18 protein-coding genes are annotated in these 17,145 nt (G+C 34.0%); 6 read left to right on the top strand and 12 right to left on the bottom strand.

Annotated features, from left to right (window positions below):
* Positions 1-118: 118 nt before the first annotated feature.
* Together EL158_RS04170 and EL158_RS04165 are read left to right on the top strand one after the other, a co-directional pair.
* Entirely contained in the window at positions 119-1,432 is a 1,314-nt protein-coding gene (locus EL158_RS04170; protein ID WP_027304053.1) for an MATE family efflux transporter, read from the top strand.
* A complete protein-coding gene (locus EL158_RS04165; RefSeq protein ID WP_027304052.1) occupies positions 1,408-2,058 on the top strand; it encodes a M48 family metallopeptidase in 651 nt (216 codons plus the stop codon). Before EL158_RS04170 ends, EL158_RS04165 begins: the two co-directional genes overlap by 25 nt.
* A gap of 9 nt (positions 2,059-2,067) precedes the next feature.
* Here EL158_RS04165 and EL158_RS04160 read toward each other — a convergent pair whose 3' ends face one another.
* From EL158_RS04160 to EL158_RS04140, 5 genes are read right to left on the bottom strand one after another with little or no spacing between them, the layout of a single operon-like run.
* Positions 2,068-3,408 (bottom strand): MmgE/PrpD family protein, encoded by a 1,341-nt coding sequence (locus EL158_RS04160; protein WP_027304051.1) that lies wholly within the window; start codon positions 3,406-3,408, stop codon positions 2,068-2,070.
* 8 nt (positions 3,409-3,416) lie between these two features.
* A complete protein-coding gene (purB, locus tag EL158_RS04155) occupies positions 3,417-4,784 on the bottom strand; it encodes an adenylosuccinate lyase (RefSeq protein ID WP_027304050.1) in 1,368 nt (455 codons plus the stop codon).
* Positions 4,785-4,793: 9 nt separating this feature from the next.
* Entirely contained in the window at positions 4,794-5,957 is a 1,164-nt protein-coding gene (gene metC / locus EL158_RS04150) for a cystathionine beta-lyase (RefSeq protein ID WP_027304049.1), read from the bottom strand.
* A 10-nt stretch (positions 5,958-5,967) separates the two neighbouring features.
* Positions 5,968-7,407 (bottom strand): C4-dicarboxylate transporter DcuC, encoded by a 1,440-nt coding sequence (gene dcuC, locus EL158_RS04145; protein WP_027304048.1) that lies wholly within the window; start codon positions 7,405-7,407, stop codon positions 5,968-5,970.
* Between the two features lie 3 nt (positions 7,408-7,410).
* Complete coding sequence (locus EL158_RS04140) at positions 7,411-7,773, bottom strand: Rid family detoxifying hydrolase (RefSeq protein ID WP_027304047.1); 363 nt, start codon at positions 7,771-7,773, stop codon at positions 7,411-7,413.
* 161 nt (positions 7,774-7,934) lie between these two features.
* On the opposite strand from EL158_RS04140, the gene EL158_RS04135 reads away from it, so the two are divergent.
* Positions 7,935-8,588: a helix-turn-helix transcriptional regulator gene (locus EL158_RS04135; protein ID WP_027304046.1), complete on the top strand. Its 654-nt coding sequence runs from the start codon at positions 7,935-7,937 to the stop codon at positions 8,586-8,588.
* 105 nt (positions 8,589-8,693) lie between these two features.
* On the top strand, positions 8,694-9,515 hold the full coding sequence (pepE, locus tag EL158_RS04130; protein ID WP_034955927.1) for a dipeptidase PepE: 822 nt from the start codon (positions 8,694-8,696) through the stop codon (positions 9,513-9,515).
* Positions 9,516-9,543: 28 nt separating this feature from the next.
* On the opposite strand, the gene EL158_RS04125 is transcribed toward pepE, so the two are convergent.
* Both EL158_RS04125 and EL158_RS04120 read right to left on the bottom strand, forming a co-directional pair.
* Positions 9,544-10,188 (bottom strand): thioredoxin domain-containing protein, encoded by a 645-nt coding sequence (locus EL158_RS04125; protein ID WP_027304044.1) that lies wholly within the window; start codon positions 10,186-10,188, stop codon positions 9,544-9,546.
* Between the two features lie 44 nt (positions 10,189-10,232).
* On the bottom strand, positions 10,233-10,856 hold the full coding sequence (locus EL158_RS04120; RefSeq protein ID WP_027304043.1) for a disulfide bond formation protein B: 624 nt from the start codon (positions 10,854-10,856) through the stop codon (positions 10,233-10,235).
* 526 nt (positions 10,857-11,382) lie between these two features.
* Here EL158_RS04120 and EL158_RS04115 point away from each other — a divergent pair.
* Both EL158_RS04115 and EL158_RS08540 read left to right on the top strand, forming a co-directional pair.
* Positions 11,383-12,447: a tyrosine-type recombinase/integrase gene (locus EL158_RS04115; protein ID WP_027304042.1), complete on the top strand. Its 1,065-nt coding sequence runs from the start codon at positions 11,383-11,385 to the stop codon at positions 12,445-12,447.
* A gap of 47 nt (positions 12,448-12,494) precedes the next feature.
* Positions 12,495-12,641 (top strand): hypothetical protein, encoded by a 147-nt coding sequence (locus tag EL158_RS08540; RefSeq protein WP_004277266.1) that lies wholly within the window; start codon positions 12,495-12,497, stop codon positions 12,639-12,641.
* On the opposite strand, the gene EL158_RS04110 is transcribed toward EL158_RS08540, so the two are convergent.
* From EL158_RS04110 to EL158_RS04090, 5 genes are read right to left on the bottom strand one after another with little or no spacing between them, the layout of a single operon-like run.
* Positions 12,619-13,197: a hypothetical protein gene (locus tag EL158_RS04110; protein ID WP_051529127.1), complete on the bottom strand. Its 579-nt coding sequence runs from the start codon at positions 13,195-13,197 to the stop codon at positions 12,619-12,621. The two genes, EL158_RS08540 and EL158_RS04110, sit on opposite strands and share 23 nt — an antisense overlap.
* A gap of 29 nt (positions 13,198-13,226) precedes the next feature.
* On the bottom strand, positions 13,227-13,445 hold the full coding sequence (locus EL158_RS04105; RefSeq protein ID WP_027304040.1) for a hypothetical protein: 219 nt from the start codon (positions 13,443-13,445) through the stop codon (positions 13,227-13,229).
* Positions 13,438-14,478 carry a DHH family phosphoesterase gene (locus EL158_RS04100; protein ID WP_027304039.1) on the bottom strand — a complete coding sequence of 347 codons (1,041 nt, stop codon included), beginning with the start codon at positions 14,476-14,478 and terminating at the stop codon, positions 13,438-13,440. Before EL158_RS04100 ends, EL158_RS04105 begins: the two co-directional genes overlap by 8 nt.
* 9 nt (positions 14,479-14,487) lie before the next feature.
* Positions 14,488-16,659: a flagellar biosynthesis protein FlhA gene (flhA, locus tag EL158_RS04095; protein WP_027304038.1), complete on the bottom strand. Its 2,172-nt coding sequence runs from the start codon at positions 16,657-16,659 to the stop codon at positions 14,488-14,490.
* A complete protein-coding gene (locus tag EL158_RS04090) occupies positions 16,652-17,053 on the bottom strand; it encodes an Rrf2 family transcriptional regulator (RefSeq protein WP_027304037.1) in 402 nt (133 codons plus the stop codon). The genes flhA and EL158_RS04090 overlap by 8 nt, the downstream gene beginning before the upstream one ends.
* Positions 17,054-17,145: the final 92 nt, after the last annotated feature.

Genomic DNA, 17,145 nt, shown 5'->3' with positions numbered 1-17,145 from the left:
CTTATAACCTCCACTTTTTTGTGGGGGTTAGTTAATCAAATTTGTTATAATTTTTATTAAATTTCAAACTTTGTAAATTAAATTTAAATAGCAAATTAGATAATAAGGACTTTAACAAATGAACAAACAACTCTCTTTAAAACAGCTTAGTGTTCCAATATTTTGCGAGATGTTTTTACGCTATCTCTCTTTAATCATCAACACCGTTATGGTCTCTCAATACTCCAATTCCCTAGTCGGTGCTATGGGTGCTGGAAATCAAATATTAGATCTTTTCATTACCATTTTTAGCTTTTTAAGCGTGGGTTGTAGCGTAGTCATCGCACAGGCTTTAGGAGCTAGGAATTTCACTCTTGCTAGGAAAGTAATTCATCAAAGCTTGTTTTTAAATGCACTTTTGGGCTTTTTTTGTATGCTTTTTATTTTATGGCAAGGAGATTTTCTACTCACTTTGCTTAAAATTCCCAATGAGCTTTTAAAAGATAGCCAAATTTATTTACATATGCTTGCGATTTGTCTCTTTTTTGACGCTATTGGTATCGTTATGGCAGCCGTTGTGAGAGTGTATAATCACGCTTTTTTTGTGATGTTTGTAACGCTTTTAATGGATGGATTTATCATTTTTGGAAATTATATCGTCTTGCATCACACAAGCTTAGAGCTTTTTGGAGTAGGGCTTAGTAATGTCATAGGGCGTGTTTTAGCCATAATCGCACTTTTACTTATACTCATTTTTAAACTTAAAATTCATTTAAAATTACGCGAAATGTTTGCCCTTGAAAAAGAGGTTGTTAAAAAAATCTTAAATATAGGTGGCTTTTCAGCTGGAGAAAATTTACTTTGGATCGTGCAATACACCATAGCCTTTGCCTTTGTGGCAAGTTTGGGTAAAGAAAATTTAAGCGTTCAAACGATTTATTTTCAAATTTCTATGATGATTATGCTTATTGGTCAAGCCATAAGCGTGGCTAATGAAATCATCATCGGCAAACTTGTCGGTGCTAGGTATTTTAATGTTGCCTATAAGCACACTTGGGTCGCTTTATATCTTAGTCTAGTGGCTTCTTTGGTGGTGGCTTTACTTAATTTCATTTTGCAAGATTTTACTATGAACACTCTCAAGCTTGAAAATGTGCTTAAGGAGCTTATGATACCACTTTTCACGCTTTCTATTTTTCTTGAGGTTTTTCGCTCTTTTAATATTGTTATGGTTAATGCTCTAAGGGCGAGTGGCGATGCAAAATTTCCATTTTTTAGTGGACTTGTTTTTATGATGGGCGTTTCTTTACCTGTGGGCTATGCTTTGTGTTTTTATGCTGGACTTGGGATAGTGGGTGTGTGGCTTGGCTTTTGTGCGGACGAGTTTTTAAGAGGCTTAGTTAATGCTTATAGATGGAAAAGTAAAAAATGGCAAGGCAAAGCACTTGTATAATATGGAAAAAATGGCGAATTTTTATCTATAAAAAGCAGATTAAAAATCTCATCTTAAGAATAGATAATGAGGGAAATTTTAAACTTAGTATGCCGCATTTTTATCCCTTAGAAAGACTTGAAGAATTTTTGATAAAAAATGAAAAATGGCTTCAAAACGCTTATAGAAATTATCAAAAAAATTTAAAAAAAGAAGATGAAGTTGAATTTCTTGGTAAAAAATACAAGCTTATTTTAGAGCCAAATTTAAGCAAAGCACAGCTTTTCAAAAATGAGATAAAAACGCCAAATTTAGAGCATTTGCAAATTTTTATAAGGAAAAATGCTAGAATTATTTTTAATTTTTATCTTAAAAAATGGCAGAGAAAAACAAGGCTTTATCCAAGTAAAATTCGTCTTAAAATGATGCAAACGCGTTGGGGTTCTTGTAATCATAAAAAAGCCTACATTAATCTTAATCTAAAGCTTACGGAAAAGCCTTTAAAAGCGATAGAATATGTCATCTTGCACGAATTAACACACCTAAAATTCCCTCATCACGGCAAAGAATTTTACGCTTTTTTACTTGAAAATATGCAAGATTTTAGACAAAGAGAAAATATATATTTTAAAACCCCCTTAAAATAGGGGGGAGGGTTAAAAGGAAAGCTCGTTTAGACTTTCAAGCCTTGCGATTTGCTCCCAAATTTCATAAGCCTTAGTTTCATCAATGCAAATTAGAGCATTATTCATAAATTTAGCTTTTAGCTCCTCAAGGCTTAGAGGATTGTCAAAATTACCCTTATTGATGAAAACATCTTTTTGAATTTTTTTGTCATTTTGCAAAGTAGCTTCTAAATGTCCCGGAAAATATTTAGGAAAGCCCTGCGAACTTCTTTTTTCATAAGTGATTTTTCTTGCAAAATCAAGCACTTCCTTACGCTTTAAATTTGCATAAGAATCAAGAGTGATTTTACCATCGAAAAAACCTAAAGCCATTAAAAAGGGCATAGAAAATTTAGCTTCATAAGCACTTTTTGGAGTGTATTTAGCCTCTAAAGGATCACAAATAAAAGCGATAGGCACTTCATCAACAAAACAATGGATACTTTTTATCTCATCAGCCTTAAAGCCGTCATTTTTTAAAGAAATTGCACAGTCAATAAGTCCATGTGCAAAATGACAGCTTGGATAAGGCTTAATCGACACTTGCATAATTTGCCAAATTTCATTTAAACCCTCACTAAGTGCGTCTTTATCGCACTGCTCTTCTATACCAAAGCATTTAAAGACATTATCACGCCCCTCAAAAATGCTTAATGGACCACTCATATCATTTTTAGCAAAATGAGCGATGATGATAGAATTTTTAATAGCATTAGCAATATGTAAGACCTTAGAATTTGAGCCATTTGACAAAAATTCATTAACTCCACTTGCAAAGCTTCCCGCAAGTCCTAAGGCATTGATGATTTGCTTTTTGTCTAAATCAAGCAAAACAGCCACCGCACTCACTCCACCAAAAATTCCCGCAATAGCCGTTGTGTGAAAGCCTCTTTTATGAAAGCTTCCCTTACTTGCTATACCGACTCTAGCAGCCACTTCCCAGCCTACAATAAAGGCTTTTATGATCTTTTTTGCGTCTTTAGTAGCGTGAAAACCATAGCTTAAACAAAGAGGGGTCAAAATGGCACTAGCGTGCAAAATGGCTTCTGTATGTGTATCGTCAAAGTCTAGAGCGTGTGCTGCTATGCCATTTAGCATAGTGGCATAAATGGGATCTAACTTTTTATCACTCACCCAAATAGGCGTGTTTTTAACTAAACTTAAAGCGTCAAAGGCTTTAAAAGCGTTTAAAACGCATTCTTCCTTACTTGCCGCCAAACCCGTGCCAAAGCTATCAAGCATAAGTTCTTTAGCTCTTTGAACGACAGAAAAGGGGAGGGTTTCAAATTTAAGATTTGTGATAAAATCTGCTAAATTTTCGCTATAAAACATAAAATTTCCTATTTTAAAATAGCACTATTTTTAATTTTCGCTAAAAATTCATCGACAAGTTTTGGTGCATATCCTACATAAGTGCTAGCATCGAGCAAAGCGTCAATTTCACTTTCTTTTAAGACCTTAGAAACTCTTTTATCTGCTAACAACACTTCCTTAAAACTCTTTTTCTTTTCCATACCTAGCATAGCATTTTCATAAACGATTTCGTGAGCGTGCTGCTTACCATAATGATCGCTCAAAGCAAACATCACGCGTTCGGCTAAAACAAAGCCATTAAGAGTGTTGAGATTTTTAAGCATTTTGTCTTTTTTAACTTCCAAATCACTAAGCGCAAATTTCATATTTTCCAAAACGACAGAAAGCATTAAAAACATTTCTGGCAAAAGCTTCCATTCCATTTTCCATACCTGCCCATCTCTTTCGTGCTCGTGCCTTTCTATATCGCTTAATATGGCTAAATTTGCCTTTAGGGCGTTACTTACGGTAACGGCATTTTCACTCACGGCTGGATTTCTTTTATGCGGCATAGTGCTTGAGCCTACCTGACCTTTACCAAAAGGCTCGGCAACTTCATCAATTTCATTGTGTGCTAAGATTAAAATTTGATGAGCGATTTTGTTAAAAGTGGCATTAATATTACCCAAAACAAAACCAAGTTCGATAAAGCGGTCTCTTGCTGGCTGCCAAGAGATATTAGGCACTTCAAGCTTTAAATTTTCTAAAGTTAGCTTCTCTACTTCATTACACTCATCACTTAAACTTGCCTTAGTCCCCACAGCACCTACTATACTACCGACATAAAGTCTTTTTTCAAGCTCTAAAATTCTTTCAAAATGGCGGTCAAGCTCACTAAGCCAAATGGCAACCTTATGCCCAAAGGTAATAGGCAGGGCTTGAAGTGCTAAAGTTCTTCCCATCATAGGGGTATTTTTATGTGTTTTAGCAAGTTTAGCTAGTGCTTTTGCTATGGCTTTTAATTCACTTTTTATCAAAGTCATCGCTTCTTTAAACTGCAATACAAGTCCCGTATCAATGACATCTTGAGTTGTTACTCCAAAATGCACATATTCACCCAAATTATCATCACAAGCCTTTTCTAAGCCTCTTACCGTTGGCACTAGGGGGTGCTTAGTCTTTTTATATTCTGCGAAAATGAAATCCATATCCATAAATTTATAATGTGCTTTTTTAGCAATTTCATCGGCAGCTTTTTTAGGGATAATCTTAAGCTTAGCTTGTGCTTTAGCAAGTGCTGCTTCGACATCGAGCCATTTTTGTATGCGGTTTTCTTCGCAAAAAACCGCACGCATACTCTCACTACTCCAAGAATTCGCTAATAATCTTTGGTCAAATACGCTAACTCCTGTCATATTCACTCCTTATTTTTTAATACCATTAAAAGCCTGAGTTAAATCAGCAATCAAATCTTTAGGATCTTCAAGTCCTATATGAAATCTCACAAAAGGACCTCTAGCACTCCAATCAGTCGCTGTTCTAGGAGGAGTTGTTACCGTGGCTAGACTTTCATAGCCACCCCAACTAGCACCTATGGAGAAAAATTGCAATAAATCTACAAATTTAATCGCATCATCTTTAGTGTAACCTTCGGCAAATTCTATCGTTACCATACCATTAGCACCTTTGTGATCGCGTTCGAAAATGTCGTGATTTGGGTGAGATTTTAACTTAGGATAAAAGATGGTTTTAAGCTCTTTTCTTGTTTGTAAAAATTCGACTACTTCATCAGCACTTTTTTCGTGTGCTTTCATTCTCACATCTAAAGTTCTCATACCACGAAGCACTAAATAGGCATCATCTGGACTTGTCGTAAGCCCTAAAGCTTCTGGAAGTTTGTCGAAATTTTTCCACTCTTTTTCATTAATGACAACTATACCCATAGTAACATCTGAATGCCCACTTAAATATTTAGTCGCCGCTATAACGGAAATATCCACACCAAGTTCTAAAGGATTTAAAAAATACCCACTTGAATAGGTATTATCAATCGCCACAGGAATATTGTGAGAGTGGGCGATTTTACAAAGCTTTGGTAGATCTATAATCTCATATAAAATTGATCCCGGCGACTCACATAAAATAAGCTTAGTATTAGGCTTGATTTTCTCCTCCACATCACTTGCATCAGCTTTTAAGAAATCAATCTCAACGCCCATTTTTTTCAAAAATAAGTCGCAAATCGTCCTCACAGGTCCATAAATCGCATCAGTAATTAAAAAATGCGCATCCTTACTTGCATAATTTAAAAGCACCATAGCTAAAGCTGCCAAGCCCGTTGGAAAAAGCTGTGCTCTATGTCCTCCCTCAAGCTCACAAATAAGCTTTTCAAGCTCAAAATTTGTCGCTGTGCCTCTAGCACCATAGCTTAAAACACGCTGGGTTTTTCTTAACTCTCTATATTTTTGCCAAGTGGCGTGATCTTTAAAAAGTATGGTTGATGCACGCATTAGGGTTGGATTTACCGATCTTACTTCGGCATTTTCATCGCCTCTTCCGCAATGGATAAGTTTTGTTTTGTTATTCATTTTTTCTCCTTTAAAGATAAATATAAGTCATAATAATATTTACAATAGCCGCTACAAGCATAGGAATAGCCGTTCGCTTAATCACAGCAAAAGGACTCACCTTTGCAATCGCCGAAATAGCTAGAATTGCCGGAGCAATAGGGCTAACGCATCTTCCAAAACCTGTCATTATTTGAATAGGAGCTATCATAGTGATAGTTTCAACGCTAAAATGCTTTGCTATATTTGGGATAAGCGGAGCAAAGCTAAAAAACGCCGCATTACCACTTCCCATTAAAAAGGCACAAACGGCAAGTAAGATCGAAACAGCAATGATAATGGCAAGCACTCCAAAACCTGCATTTTTACAAAATTCTATTAGGGTATCGACAAAACCTACAGATAAAAGCCCACTTGCAAACACTTGACCACAAACGATAAGAGATACGGTAATTACAAATAAATGCCCCATACCCTTAAAGAAAATCATAATAGAATTTAAAGTATCTACAACACTTCTATAACGAATCATTTCAAATAAAATGGCAATAAATGTCGAAATAACCATAGCCACAGGGACATTCATTTTAATCGCCGTGCTAGCCGCAGCTTTGACCTCTTCAGCTGTGCTAAAACCTAGCAAAACCAAAATACTATCCAAAACAGCACTAAAGCCTAAAATTAAAACCAAAGGAATAACGGGCAAAATGGCGTAAATTCTAGGAGGCTTTTTAAGCTCCTCTTCCTTACCTTTGTTTTCATTAAGTTCTTGCTCTATCTTTTCAGCGTCAAAGACAAAATGATCTTTTTTATCAAAAAATTTATTACAAAGATAAAGAGCTATACCTACTGCGATGATGATAGGTAGGGTTGTGGGTAATTGATAATGAACGAAATAAATCGCAGGGTCAATCTCAGCGACTTTTGACGCCATAATAACATTACCGCTTCCAGGTCCGTGGTCGATATATTGACAAATAGCAATGACACTTAAAGCTGAAAGCTTCGAAACGCCCGAGCGAACGAGTATAGGATACATCGTAACCATAAGCAAAAGTGCCAAACCAGCGTGAGATGGGATAAAAAGAACCAAAAATTGCACGATAAAATAGGCAACTATCAGTAAAATATAAGGTGATTTTACTGCTTTTAAAGGCTTTTCAAAAACCTTAAAAAGAGCATAAGAAGCCCCAACATGGTCCATATAAGCAGAAAAACCCGCTATACACATTAAAGTTAAGCCAAGTCCCGCTAGGGTGCTTGACATCGTTTGATTAAAAACTTGAAAGATATCAAAAAAGCCCAAATTTAAAGAACCCTTAGCCACAATATGCGGTGAAAGTCCAAAAATAGTAGCCAAAGAGAGTAATAAAAGCCCACTTAAAAGCAATGCCATATGTGCATTAATCTTTTTATAAAGCATAAAAACAAGCAAAAAAACGCTAAATAAAGAAAAAGTAATCCCTAGCATAACTTATCCTTTTTGAGCGATAATCTCTATCTCAATTTTAGCTTTTTTCGGCAAATCTTTTACTGCAAACGCACTTCTTGCTGGGTATGGTGCTTGAAAAAATTCTGCATAGATTTCATTAAAGGCTGCAAAGTCATTAATATCCGCTAAAAAACAAGTGCTTTTTAACACCTTATCATAACTAATGCTATTTTCTTTTAAAATGGCACCTATATTTTTTAAAGACTGCCTTGTCTGCTCTTTAATGTCCTCGCTTTCTATCTCTCCTGAAGTAGGGTTAATAGGAAGCTGCCCCGAAATAAATAAGAGTCCATTTGCCTCTCTATAAGCAGAGTAGGGACCTATAGCCTTAGGATAATTTGACATAAACGCTCCTTTAAATATAAATTAAATAAATTATATTGTATCATTAATAATAATATTTTGTCAATACTTTTTTATTATAATAATAATTTTTTATTTTTAAGAAAATTTTTAAAGATAAAGAGTAGAATTTAGGCTTTTATTAAGTAATAATAGGGGATTTTATGAGCGAAGAGCAAAAAGAGCAATTTATTAGATTAACACATTTTTTAGGAGAAGTTTTAGGAGTGCAATATGAAGTCGTCTTTCACATCATCGAAAAAGACGGAGCAAGAATAGCCGCAATAGCCAACAATCACATCAGCGGACGCACTCTAAATTCCCCACTAACAGCTTTTGCAAGTGAGCTAATCCAAAATAAAAAATATTTAGAAACGGACTTTTTGTGCGATTATAAGGCTCTTGTAGGGCAGTCAAAACTCATACGCGGTTCGACCTTTTTCATTAAGCACGGTGATGATTTGGTAGGAATTTTATGTATCAATCACGACACTAGCATTATGAGAGATATAGTGTGTAAAATCATAGATTTAGAAAAAATAGGCGATATGGGTGCATTTTTGGGTAAATGCGAATTTAATAGTCCAAGCATAGAGACACTAAGTCCTAGCATAGAAGATATTTTAGCTCAAAGTGTCGATGCGAGTTATTTAAATTCCAAGTATCAATTAAGCATAGAACAAAAAGAAGAGCTTGTAGGAAAACTCTACGAAAAGGGTATTTTTAACATTAAAGGGGCTGTTCCTATCGTGGCGAAATTTTTAAAAATTTCGGAACCTAGTGTTTATAGATATTTAAAAAATTTGAAACAGCATTAAAATTAGCCAATAATTTTGCTTTTATTTTTCATTACGATAAAAATTTACAAAAAATTAAGTAAATAAAATTATAATGAAAAGGTTAATATTTTTAAAGGAGATTAAATGAAAAGAAGAATGATTCTTAAGGTCGGTGTCGCTTCTTTGGCGGCTTTATGTCTTAGCGTTTCTAGCTTAAGTGCGAAAGAGGCGTTTAATTTCCCAAAAGATAAGCAAAAAGCTCTTTTGCTTTCAAGTTCTGGCTATAAGGATACGGGCTATTTAAATCACGCTCTTCCTTGGCTTAAGGAATTTGTGGAGAAAAATAAGCTCAAAGGCAAAAAAGTCGCTTTTATCCCTTATGCTGGAGTTAGAAAGAGTTATGATGCTTATGAAGCACAGGTTAAAAAAGCACTTGAAAGTCTTGGTGTGGAGATTATAAGTGTGCATAAGGGTAAAGCCGCAGATATAGTTAAAAGTGCGGACGCCATTTTTGTAGGCGGTGGAAATACTTTTGAGCTTGTCAATCAGCTTTATAAAAATGAACTTGTAGAATTAATCGCTAAAAGAGTGAGTGAGGGTGTGCCTTATGTGGGCTGGTCGGCTGGCTCAAATGTCGCAGGTGCCACTATGCAAACAACAAACGATATGCCTATCGCAGAGCCTGAGTCTTTTAACACTTTCAACATTTTTCCACATCAAATTAATCCGCATTTTATTTCAGGAAAGCCTGTGGGACATAATGGCGAGAGTAGGGAGGAAAGATTGGAGGAATTTTTAATTCTTAATCCAAAATCCATCGTTTATGCTCTTCCTGAGGGTGTAGCCTTACTTATCGATGGTAAAAAAGTTAAGGTTTTGGGTATGGATAAAAAAGCTCCACTTTTAAAGCTAGAGCATAAAAAAGACATCTCTAAAATCGCCATAGATAGCGAATTTGACTACTAAAATATGAGGCAATGCTATATGCACTGCCTCACTTGTTTTTTAATTCTTCTATAATTTTTAGTAAGCTTTCAAAAGAATCGATAGCCTCGGGCTTGATTTGATAGCTGCCATTGACGACAAAAGCCGGTGTTCCGTAGTTTTTAGCGACTCCGTTAGCCCACTCAAAACGCTCTAAAAGCTCTTTGGCCTCTTTTGTTTGGATAAAATCTTTTAGTTCTTTTTCGCTGATTTTAAGCACACTAAGTCCATTTTGCAAAAAGCTTTTTTCATTTTCAAAATCTTTTGTAGCAACGACTTGTCCCTTTTTATTCATCAAAAAATATTTTTCAAAATATGCCTTTGCTAAATGATGAGCTAGACTATCTTGGTAACTTGCATCTTTTTTATTTTGCCTATCTGTATGAATAGCATAAGCAAAAAGCTCATTTAAAAGCGTGCCAAATTTCGCATCAGCTATACTTATGGGATAAATTTCATAAGATAAATTTGGAATTTTCTCCCTTAAAGTCTCAAGAGTGCCAAATCTTTGATGATTATAACAGTGGATACACTTATAAGAAAAAACCTCAATGAGAGTATTTTTCGTCTCAATTTTATCCTTAAGCGTGATATAATCTTGCGAAAAGGCAAAAGACAACGCACAAAAAAGTGTCAAAATAGATTTTTTTAACATAAAAACTCCTTAAAAATAAAAAAAATTGTAGCAAAAATTCCTAATCACGCAAGTAAAATCAAGCCTAAAAAAAGAGCAAAACTTACAAATTTAGCTCTTAAATTAAGTTTTTTAATAAAAAATAAAAAAATTATGATTAAAATAAAACTAAAAATAAGCAAAGAAGCCTCCGCCATACTAATAAACTCAAATTTTGGCACTAAATACCATCCTTGCGAATAAAAATCGACAAAAAAATCTTGCAAAGTGCTTAAATTCACATCGTTAGGGGGCATAGGTGCATCCAAAGCACAAATGCCTGTCGGTGCAAAAAAAGATGGGAAAAATCTATCTAAAGGTAAGTTAAAAGCAAAACGCGGATAGGTCGAACAAGAGGCTAGAAAAGGGTTATTTGAAAGTAGAGCAGAGTGCATTTGCATTAATTTTAAAGAGGCTTTTACTCCATAAAAAATTCCAAAAAAGGCTAAGGTAAAGCCCAAAAATTGAATAGATTTAAATGAAAGAAAAATGAAAGAAAGTATTAAAATACAGAAAGCCAAACGCACATAAACACACTGCTCGCAAGGACGCATAAAAAGATAATTTTGAAAAAAAGTATGCGATAAAAGCAAACAGAAAATACAAAGGCAAAAAAGCAAATAATAAATTTTCTTTTCATCTAAAATCAAAATGAAGCTCCTTTTTTAAAATTATAAAAAACTTAAACTAATAAAAAAAGAAAGAGTGAGAATAGGGTAATTTTGACTTATTTTATCATTAAAAAATTTTATCAATAAAATAATAATATTGATAATTTTTAAAAAATCATATTTTCAAATTTCATCTTAGAAAATTTAAAAAGTAAAATATAAATTTTCAAAATGCAAGAGATTTTACAAAAAATATTTTGTCAAATTTTATGGATAAGTTATTTTAACGCAAAAGTTAAAAAGATATATATCCTATAAAATAGAGATTAAAGGAGATATTTAGAGTGAAGCTTTGTGTATTTTAATAAAAGTTTGAAAATTATAGTTTTCAATATAAAATTATAAAATTTAACAAATTTTACCTTTAATCATAAAATTATATGATTAAATTAAGTTTTATTTTATAATTTTTTTTAACTATTATTATAAATTCAAATTTACTTTAAAAAGCCTTTCGTTACTTTTTTAATACTAAAATAGCTTTTAAAAAATTTAAGGCTTAATGATGAAATATCCTCTAGATTGTGAAGAGAATTTTGAAAAATCTCTTTTGTTTTGGCTTACTAAATTTGTAAAATATAAACTAAGCTCCCTTTCTAATAAAGAGCTTAAAAATCCAGCCATTTTAGCGGAGGTTAATTACGCCTTAACACAAATTCCAAAACACATTAATGCTCTTGATGCCCTTGTCAAAAAGGCTAGAAATGCCGGTCTTACAGGAGTAAGCACCTATTTTAATCCACTCAAAAAACTTTTTGATTATCTCGCATTTTACAAGCTTCACTCTCTAAAACAAATCGATGAGGCTTTGATTATAGAGATTTTAGCTAGTATCACAGGAGCACTTTCTGATGCGAGTAAAAAAAATTATCGCATTGCCGTGATGAATTTTTTTGATTTTTTAAATAGACAAAATGAAGAGGACTCTAAAGCCCATATTTTCGATATTAATCTCAAAAATTGGGCAGGTGTCTCTGGTGCTAGAGGCGTGAAGCTGCCTGAATTTATGAGCGAAGATGAGCTTAAAAAATTCCTTGAAGCTATCGATAATGCCGACTTTAAAGCAAACACCATACGCAATAAGCTTATCATTAAAATCATCATTTTCACAGGCATAAGAGTGAGTGAAGCTTTACATATAAAGCTTAAGGACATTAGCGAAGAAGATGGCTTATATCACATAAGAATTCACGCCAAAGGTAATAAATATCGCCTCGTGATGATAAAAAAAGAGCTTATTTTCACTTTGCTTGATAATGTTAAAATTAATTATCTCAGTCAAGACTCCCTACTCTTTGTCAATAAAAAAGGCACTCCTCTCACCCAAGCTTATGTGAGTCGTATAGTCGAGCAAATACTTTTTAAAGCAGGCATTAGAAAGCAAAAAAATGGCGCTCACATGCTTCGCCATACTTTTGCCACTCTACTCTACAAAAAGCAAAAAGATCTCGTTTTAGTTCAAGAAGCCCTAGGACACGCTAGCTTAAATACTTCACGCATTTATACGCATTTTGATAGTGAAAAATTAAAATTAGCCGCTAAAGTCGCTGAAGAATTGAGTAAAAAATGAAATCTTATGCTATAATTAGCACTTGCAATATTTTATAAGGTTTTTTAATGAAAAATTTAAGCGTTCAAGAAAAAAAAGATTTGGATAATTGCGTTTTTAAGGCTTTAGGTTCAAAAGAGCAGAATCTTTGGCAAATTCTTAGTCATTTTTTCTTAAAAATTAAAGCGTTTTTCACTCCAAAACATACAATCTAAATTCGTTTTTAGTATAAGAAAGCTCTTTAAAAGCTGGAGATGAGATAAAAAATTTGCACTTTTTATCTAAATTTTCTATGCCATAAATTTTCATATTCATCTTATTTTCCTTAAAAAGCTCTATGCCAACACAAGCTTGGTTGTTAATCTTATAAAGTAAGGTTCCGCCATTTTCATCAAGCTTTAAAATGCTTATATTTGGATCTTTTGTCATAGCTTTATCAAGTTTTAATCTAAGCTTATAATACACCATAATGTCTCTCATCACTTTTTTTATAGATAGAAGCTCTTTTTGAAGTGCGGTGTCATCTTGATGATAAAGGCTTAGGAAATTATTATTTAAAAAATCTAAAAAGCTCTTATCCTTAGCCAAATTTTCGCATTTTATAGAATTTTTTATCACTCTTACTTCTTTAGAATCTATAAGAATTTGTAGGCAAAATTTTTCATTTTGATAGAAATCAACAAGCTTTACATCGCTGATTTTAAAGCCCTGCCCTGCCCTTTTTTTATAAGCAAAATCGCTAAATTCCTCATAGATATTTGCCAAAAGCATTAAGGGCAAACATAGACTTAAAAAAAATTTCACTCAAAACACTCCCCGTGATGTTTTCTTAGATATTCCACTACTTCTAAAACCTCCTCTACGCCCTCGCTTTGTGAGTTTTCAAGCACAGAGTCGATATTATCAATATAAAGCTCAATAGTCTTTTCAAGCTTATCTTTTTTAACCCCAGCATATAAAAGCATAGCCTCCAAAACGATGCTTAACTCATATCTTAAATCTTCAAGTTCCTTAGACATTTTCCACCTCCCTTTTCAATTCTTTCGCCTTAATCAAATCTATTATTTGCGCTTTGATGAATTTATAATTTGCACTTTCTTTAAAGCCTACAAAAAGCCCTCCACTAGCATTTTTATGCCCTCCTCCGCCGACTAATCTTTTAGCCATTAAGCTCACATCAATTTTGCCATTTGCTCTAAAACTTAAAGTTTTTCTCGAGCTTACATCGATGAAAAAGTCAAAATCAGGATTTTGCACTAAAAAATCATTGCCTATTATGGAGGTATTGCCGATATTTGAAGTTAAAATTCCCTTACAATTTTCATAATAAATCACAAATTCTTCCTTCATCAAGCTTAATTTTTCCACTATGAAATAAGAAAGTAAATTTGCCAAAGTATCATCAGGCTTTTTTATCAAAAAATAATCCTTTTTGATAAAATGCACAGCATTATCAAGCAAAATGTGAGCATTTTCTTTTTCTATAAATTTTCTCGCTCTCTCAAGCAAAAAAAACATATAAAGCACATTTTCTTTTTGAAACATGACGCGATTAATCTCTTTTGCATTAGCGATAAGCCCTAAAAAAACTTTCCCAAGCTCAAAATACTCATCATCTTTAAGCCAAATATCCACCGCATTAACAACTCTCACAAAACGCTCTAAATTCTCATCTTTAAAGCAAATTTTAGAAAAAAAATCATAAACAATCTTAGCCGCACAACGCGAACTGTCCAAAAAATACCAATCATATTTTTGCATACACTCAAAGCCGCTTTGATGATGATCTAAAAGCAAAAGTTTAATGCCTTTTTCTTTGCAAGTTTTCTCAAATTCCTCACATTGTGTAAGGGTTAAATTTAAATCACTAATAAGAAGCAAAGCTTCATTTTCTTCATCTTTTTCAATATCGTTTAAAATGCTTGTAAAATTTTCATTAATTTCTTTGCCATAATTAGAATTATAAAATTTCACATCTTTAAAATAAAAATTGACAATATATTGACACGCATATCCATCTAAATCCGTGTGTGAGAGATGATAAATTTTCATTTTTTATCCTTAAAATTCGACCTTAATAATGCCTTCTGTGTTTAAATTTGTATTTTCTGTGATTTCAGCAAAACTTATAACGACAATGTTAATATTAAAATTATGACAAAGCTCGGCTAAAAATTTGCGAAGCTTAGACTCCACACAGAGTAAAAAAGGCTTAATGCGACCGTTTGAAACGGCGTCATATTCTGCCTTTAAAGTGTCGATTAAAACCGCTGTTTGTGCCACACTTAAAGGCACATGATAGCTCCCGTCTCTAAACTGCACCAAATCACATAAAAACGCCGAAGTTGCAGAGTCTAAAATAAAGAAATCTACAACCCCCTTTTCGTCCATATACATATTTGTAATAACCCTCGCAAGAGCGGAGCGAACATGCTCTATAATCATATCCGGACTCTTACTCACTTCAGCCACATCACTCATCGTTTCAAGAATGGTAAGCATATCTTTAATCGGTATGCGGTATTTTAACAAGTCCTTAAGCACCTTTTGCACTAAGCCCACAGAGATATTAGACCCCTCGACTATCACAGGGTAGTCCTGCTGCACTTTATCGAGCATATTTTGCACTTCTTGACGTGTTAAAAGCTCACTAGCGTGCTTTTTGATAAGTTCTGTCATATGCGTTACAATCACACTAGCAGGATCAACCACAACATAGCCATTTAAATTTGCCTCATCTTTATTACTTGGATCGATCCAAACGGCATTAGAATTAAAGGCTGGTTCTTTTGTCGCTATACCTTCCATTTCTTCCGTTACAAAGCCTGCATCAACGGCTAAGACTTTATCAGGGTAAATTTCAAAAGTCGCTAAAGACACGCCTTTAAGTTTGAAATTATATTTATTAGATTGCAATTTTAAATTATCTCTAATGCGAATTTTAGGCATTAAAAAGCCAAGACTTTGAGCGATATTTCTACGCATAGAGCGGATACGCTCGGTTAGCTCTGTTTCAGCAAGTTTAATGAGTGCATAGCCAAGCTCAAGTTCTAAAATTTCAACCTTTAAGATGTCATTGATCTTCGCTTCCTCTTCCCTTAAAATTTCCTCTTCACTTTTCTTTGCCACAGGCATAGCAGCAGCTGTTCCACCAACTCCTCCCATAGCACTTGCGGCGGCTGGCTTAGTTTTTTTGACATTAACAATGTCGATTTTACCCTCTCTTACTTGTTTAGTTAAATAGCCAAGACTCAAAAAAATTAAAGCCATAAAACCAAGCGAAAGTGTAGGAAGACCCGGAACTAAAGCAAAAATAAATAAAACAAAACCCACAATCAAAAGCGTGCGATACTCACTTAAAAGTTGAGTGAGTGAACCTTCTGCAAAATTTTCTTCATCCTTACTTGCGCGCGTGATAATGATAGCGGTGGCAGTAGAAGTGATGAGTCCTGGAATTTGAGAGACAAGCCCATCGCCTATGGTAAGTATGGTAAAGGTCGCCGCAGCGTCATTTAAGCTCATATCGTGCTGAAAAGAGCCAATAAGAAAACCGCCTATGAGATTAATGATTGTGATAATAATCCCAGCAACCGCATCGCCTTTAATGAATTTAGAAGAACCATCCATAGCTCCGTAAAAATTCGCCTCAGCTATAATTTCTTGGCGTCTTGCTCTAGCCGTTTGCTCATCTATCAAGCCTGCATTTAAATCCGCATCGATAGCCATTTGCTTACCCGGCATAGCATCCAAAGTAAAACGCGCTTGGACCTCCGAAACTCTCGTGCTACCTTTAGTTACAACCATAAAATTAATCAAAACTAAAATAGAAAAAACAACTACACCGATGACATAATTCCCCCCAACGACAAATTCCCCAAAAGCAGCGATAATTTCACTAACAGCATCAGCTCCATTTTGCCCTTCGCTTAAAATCATTCTTGTTGTAGCAATATTTAAGGCTAATCTAAAAAGCGTGATAATAAGAATTAGCGTAGGAAAGGTCGTAAGGTCTGTGGGCTTTGGTATATAAATTGAAATAAGTATGATTAAAACAGAAAGAGCTATACTTAAAGCCAAAAAAAAGTCTAAGATAGGTCCAGGTAAAGGAACGATGATAATGGCTAAAATACAAACGATAAATATAACAATCGTTATGCTTTTTGCTTTAATAATGGGCGCAATTAAAGGACCCAAAAAAGGAAAAACAAAATCTAGAGTTTTCTTTTTAGCCATTATTATTAATAATATCCTCTAGAGTAATGGAATCTAAAAAATTATCAATTTTTTGCTGTAAATTCACAAGCACGGATAAAAGATGACAATTTTCCTTCTGACTAGGGCAAACTCCACCACTACACTCAAAAACGCTAACTTCCTTTTTTTCAGCACTTGCTAAAATTTCTTTAAGCGTGTAGGCTTTTGGCTCTCTAACAAGACTAAAGCCCCCCTTTGCACCCTTATAAGAGTGAAGCAAACCATCTCTTGCTAAATTTTGCAAAATTTTCGCCAAAAAACTTTTAGGGATTTCAAGCTCAGTCGCCATAGTATCGACATCACAAGGGGTAGATTTAGAAGAGATATAAATCAAAGAAAGCAAAGCATACTCACTAGCCTTAGTTAAAAGCACAAATTCTCCTTAAAATAAATTTAGGTATTATAATAAAAAAAAGTTTCCATAGTGTTAAGAGGTAAAATTAAGCTTATTTTTTGCTTTTTAAA

Origin of the sequence: Campylobacter upsaliensis, assembly GCF_900637395.1 — a bacterium.
Lineage (GTDB): Bacteria > Campylobacterota > Campylobacteria > Campylobacterales > Campylobacteraceae > Campylobacter_D > Campylobacter_D upsaliensis.
Note: the sequence above shows the minus strand (reverse complement) of the source record. Positions and strands in the feature narration are given on the sequence as shown.

Excerpts from the sequence above, each read along its gene's own strand:
- EL158_RS04170 (WP_027304053.1), top strand. The coding sequence starts at position 119 with ATGAACAAACAACTCTCTTTAAAACAGCTTAGTGTTCCAATATTTTGC.
- EL158_RS04165 (WP_027304052.1), top strand. The coding sequence starts at position 1,408 with ATGGCAAGGCAAAGCACTTGTATAATATGGAAAAAATGGCGAATTTTT.
- EL158_RS04160 (WP_027304051.1), bottom strand. The coding sequence starts at position 3,408 with ATGTTTTATAGCGAAAATTTAGCAGATTTTATCACAAATCTTAAATTT.
- purB (WP_027304050.1), bottom strand. The coding sequence starts at position 4,784 with ATGACAGGAGTTAGCGTATTTGACCAAAGATTATTAGCGAATTCTTGG.
- metC (WP_027304049.1), bottom strand. The coding sequence starts at position 5,957 with ATGAATAACAAAACAAAACTTATCCATTGCGGAAGAGGCGATGAAAAT.
- dcuC (WP_027304048.1), bottom strand. The coding sequence starts at position 7,407 with ATGCTAGGGATTACTTTTTCTTTATTTAGCGTTTTTTTGCTTGTTTTT.
- EL158_RS04140 (WP_027304047.1), bottom strand. The coding sequence starts at position 7,773 with ATGTCAAATTATCCTAAGGCTATAGGTCCCTACTCTGCTTATAGAGAG.
- EL158_RS04135 (WP_027304046.1), top strand. The coding sequence starts at position 7,935 with ATGAGCGAAGAGCAAAAAGAGCAATTTATTAGATTAACACATTTTTTA.
- pepE (WP_034955927.1), top strand. The coding sequence starts at position 8,694 with ATGAAAAGAAGAATGATTCTTAAGGTCGGTGTCGCTTCTTTGGCGGCT.
- EL158_RS04125 (WP_027304044.1), bottom strand. The coding sequence starts at position 10,188 with ATGTTAAAAAAATCTATTTTGACACTTTTTTGTGCGTTGTCTTTTGCC.
- EL158_RS04115 (WP_027304042.1), top strand. The coding sequence starts at position 11,383 with ATGAAATATCCTCTAGATTGTGAAGAGAATTTTGAAAAATCTCTTTTG.
- EL158_RS08540 (WP_004277266.1), top strand. The coding sequence starts at position 12,495 with ATGAAAAATTTAAGCGTTCAAGAAAAAAAAGATTTGGATAATTGCGTT.
- EL158_RS04110 (WP_051529127.1), bottom strand. The coding sequence starts at position 13,197 with ATGCTTTTGGCAAATATCTATGAGGAATTTAGCGATTTTGCTTATAAA.
- EL158_RS04105 (WP_027304040.1), bottom strand. The coding sequence starts at position 13,445 with ATGTCTAAGGAACTTGAAGATTTAAGATATGAGTTAAGCATCGTTTTG.
- EL158_RS04100 (WP_027304039.1), bottom strand. The coding sequence starts at position 14,478 with ATGAAAATTTATCATCTCTCACACACGGATTTAGATGGATATGCGTGT.
- flhA (WP_027304038.1), bottom strand. The coding sequence starts at position 16,659 with ATGGCTAAAAAGAAAACTCTAGATTTTGTTTTTCCTTTTTTGGGTCCT.